This is a genomic window from Treponema sp. (assembly GCF_045657965.1).
In the GTDB taxonomy this organism is placed as follows: Bacteria; Spirochaetota; Spirochaetia; order Treponematales; family Treponemataceae; genus Treponema_D.
The window spans coordinates 1-2,637 of the sequence record NZ_JAZOUG010000199.1; the positions used below are offsets into that span (position 1 = coordinate 1).

Sequence of the window (2,637 nt, forward strand, 5' to 3'; positions counted from 1 at the left end):
TATGAGTGAGAAACATTTCTATAGTGGAAAATCCGTCTTTAAATTGTCCGTGACTGGTTGTGCGGTAAAAAATTGATGTAATTTCAAGAGAAAGAGTAAGATGTGCGAGGAGCGGAAGATATGTGAGATTTGGAATGAAAAATTTTGATATTTCGCTAAACATTTTCAGAGAGAAAAAATTTGAAAAATCAACTGTAGAAAAATTATTCACAATGTTTAACAAAATCGTGGCAAAATAGAGAAGAAAAATGTAAGCCAGAGAAGGTTTCTGATCAGAAAAAATTTCATAGGGTGTAAATTTTAAAAAAATAGCAGAAAAAAGAATTAAAACCGGGTATGCGATAAGGCATATTTTTACTGGAAGATAAAATGCTGCGAGCGCAAGAATAAGAATCAAAATGATTTTGAGCCACGAAGGAATCCTGTGGAGAAAGGTAATTTCTGTTTTATAGTGAAAAAATGCTGCGTTTTCCATTTATTTCCAGATTAAATCTTTTACATTTTCATATTTTGTAAGCGGGTTTCTTATTGCCCATTGCTCAAGCGGAATTTTTACAGCCTCTTCTGGTGAACCGTCAAAGACAAGAGAACCTTTCTGCAGAATAAGAAAATGATCAGCAAGTGCAAGGCATTTTTCAAGTTCGTGAGTCAGTAGAATCACCGTTTTTCCTTCCGATTTTAACTGTTCTAAAAGCCTGTTTACATCGCAGACAGCCGGATAGTCAAGATTTGCATATGGTTCATCAAATATTATAATATCGCGTTTCATTGCAAGAATAGATGCCACTGCAAGGCGGCGTTTTTCACCGCCGGAAAGATATTCTGCAGGTATATCTGCTTTTTCCAGAAGCCGTACGCTTTTTAAGGAATCTTCTACAAGAGCGGGAATATCTTTTTTGCAGAACCTGAGGTTTTTCGGTCCAACGCTTACATCTTCCCTTGGGGTGTCTCCCAGAATCTGTGTGGCCGCATCCTGAAAAACAAGACCAGGTTTTGAAGAAACTGTTAGTTTTCCTTCAGTTGGCTTCATTAAACCTGAAATCAGCATCATAAGAACACTTTTTCCGCTACCATTTGCACCTCCTACAATTGTAAGGGAGCCTTTTTTGATTTCGAATGAAATATCGATTAGTGAAAATTTTGTTGATGAGAATTTTTTTGTGATGTTTTCAAGTTTTACGGCGTTTTCCATATTTTTGCTTTAATTCTGTTTTCTGCGGATTTATTCTTCAGGTTCAAGGTATCTTGCTGCAACTGGTCGAAGTGCTGCTGTGAGTGGAATAGTTATAATCCATTTTATTAAATCACCAGGAATAAACGGAATGAATGTAAGTTTAAGTGCACTCTGGAAAGTCTGAGGTTTACCTTTTCCTGCCATTACATGCATAAACCACGGAATTCCCGGTAAATAAACTATGGCATATGCAACAAGAGAAAGTAATGCAATTTTTATGATAAAGCGTACATCTTTTTTGTTTTCTGTAAGCTTAGGTTTTCCTAAAGTGAGACCTAAAAATAGTGAGCCCAGCATATATCCCCACATATAGCCGCCTGTCGGTCCCAGAATAATTGCAAGTCCGCCATGTGCGTTTGCAAATACAGGTATGCCTACTGCTCCGATAAGCATCCAGAGAAGAACTGCTGCCCCGCCAAAGAAAGAACCCAAAATACTTCCTGCCAGAATTGAAAACAAATTCTGTACGGTAATTGGTACTCCGCCTGGAAGAGGAATTGCGATAACACAGCCAATACAGATAAGGGCTGCGAATAATGATGTGAATACAGCTTTTTTTGTGTTCATTTTTTTTAATTGTAAACCTCTGTGTATAAAATATGTTTACAATTTTATATATTCCAGTTGTTCCAGTCAATAGCAAAGTCTTCTTCGTATCGTGCCATAACATTTTCTAAAAGCTCGTACCATTCGATTTTGTGCGGTAAAAGTGTGGTTTTAATAGATTTTAGAGAAAGTTCTTCTTTTTGCTTTTGGAATACAGCAAAGAAAATGTATGTAAAAACAAGCAGAATAAGTGAGTATGGAAGCCAGTCGCCATACCGGGCATACACGGTAAGTTTTCTTTCGTAAACCGGAACTTTGTAAGCCAGTGCTCCTTCCTCAAAAAGCGGTAAATCTGCAAGAACTTTTCCTGTAGGATCTATAACACAGGTATATCCGGCATTTGCGCTTCTGATTGTGGTGGTTCGGTACTCGATTGAGCGGTAGTGAGCGACAACAAAGTGTTGAATTTCGGCTGAGGCTGTTTTAGACCATGAATCGTTCGTGATGTTTACAAAAACTTCACTTCCTGAATGATATAGTGCGTGACAGACTTCGTGGGCGGAGTCGTCGAAGCAGATTGGCGTTGAAATCAAAACGGATTTTACTTCATCTTTCTTTTGTTTGTTCTTTTCTGAAACAATTGAGATGATGTCGTAAGATTTTTCCGGTTCAATTTTTGATTCAAGTGGAATTTCAAAAAGTACAGGCTTTTTACCAGGAGTCCAGCCATAAGAAAAGCCAACCATGCTTTTTATGATTTTTCGTACGCGTTCGAACTGGCGTAGTGGAATAAGTTCAGCAAATGGAACAAGGTGCATTTTTGTATATGAGCCTGTGAATTTTCCGTTTTTGTCAAA

General features: G+C 37.7%; 4 protein-coding genes. All 4 read right to left on the minus strand.

Features of this window, described 5'->3' with window-relative positions:
• On the minus strand, window positions 1–475 hold a 475-nt coding region (locus tag ACKI5B_RS07340; RefSeq protein ID WP_407427316.1), incomplete at its 3' end, for a hypothetical protein.
• The gene (locus tag ACKI5B_RS07345) at window positions 476–1,192 is read right to left on the minus strand and encodes an energy-coupling factor ABC transporter ATP-binding protein (protein ID WP_407427318.1); all 717 of its coding nucleotides are present in this window, start codon (window positions 1,190–1,192) and stop codon (window positions 476–478) included.
• A gap of 30 nt (window positions 1,193–1,222) precedes the next feature.
• On the minus strand, window positions 1,223–1,801 hold the full coding sequence (locus ACKI5B_RS07350) for a biotin transporter BioY (RefSeq protein WP_407427320.1): 579 nt from the start codon (window positions 1,799–1,801) through the stop codon (window positions 1,223–1,225).
• A gap of 44 nt (window positions 1,802–1,845) precedes the next feature.
• On the minus strand, window positions 1,846–2,637 hold a 792-nt coding region (locus tag ACKI5B_RS07355; protein WP_407427322.1), incomplete at its 5' end, for a nitrilase-related carbon-nitrogen hydrolase.

Excerpts from the sequence above, each read along its gene's own strand:
- ACKI5B_RS07345 (WP_407427318.1), bottom strand. The coding sequence starts at position 1,192 with ATGGAAAACGCCGTAAAACTTGAAAACATCACAAAAAAATTCTCATCA.
- ACKI5B_RS07350 (WP_407427320.1), bottom strand. The coding sequence starts at position 1,801 with ATGAACACAAAAAAAGCTGTATTCACATCATTATTCGCAGCCCTTATC.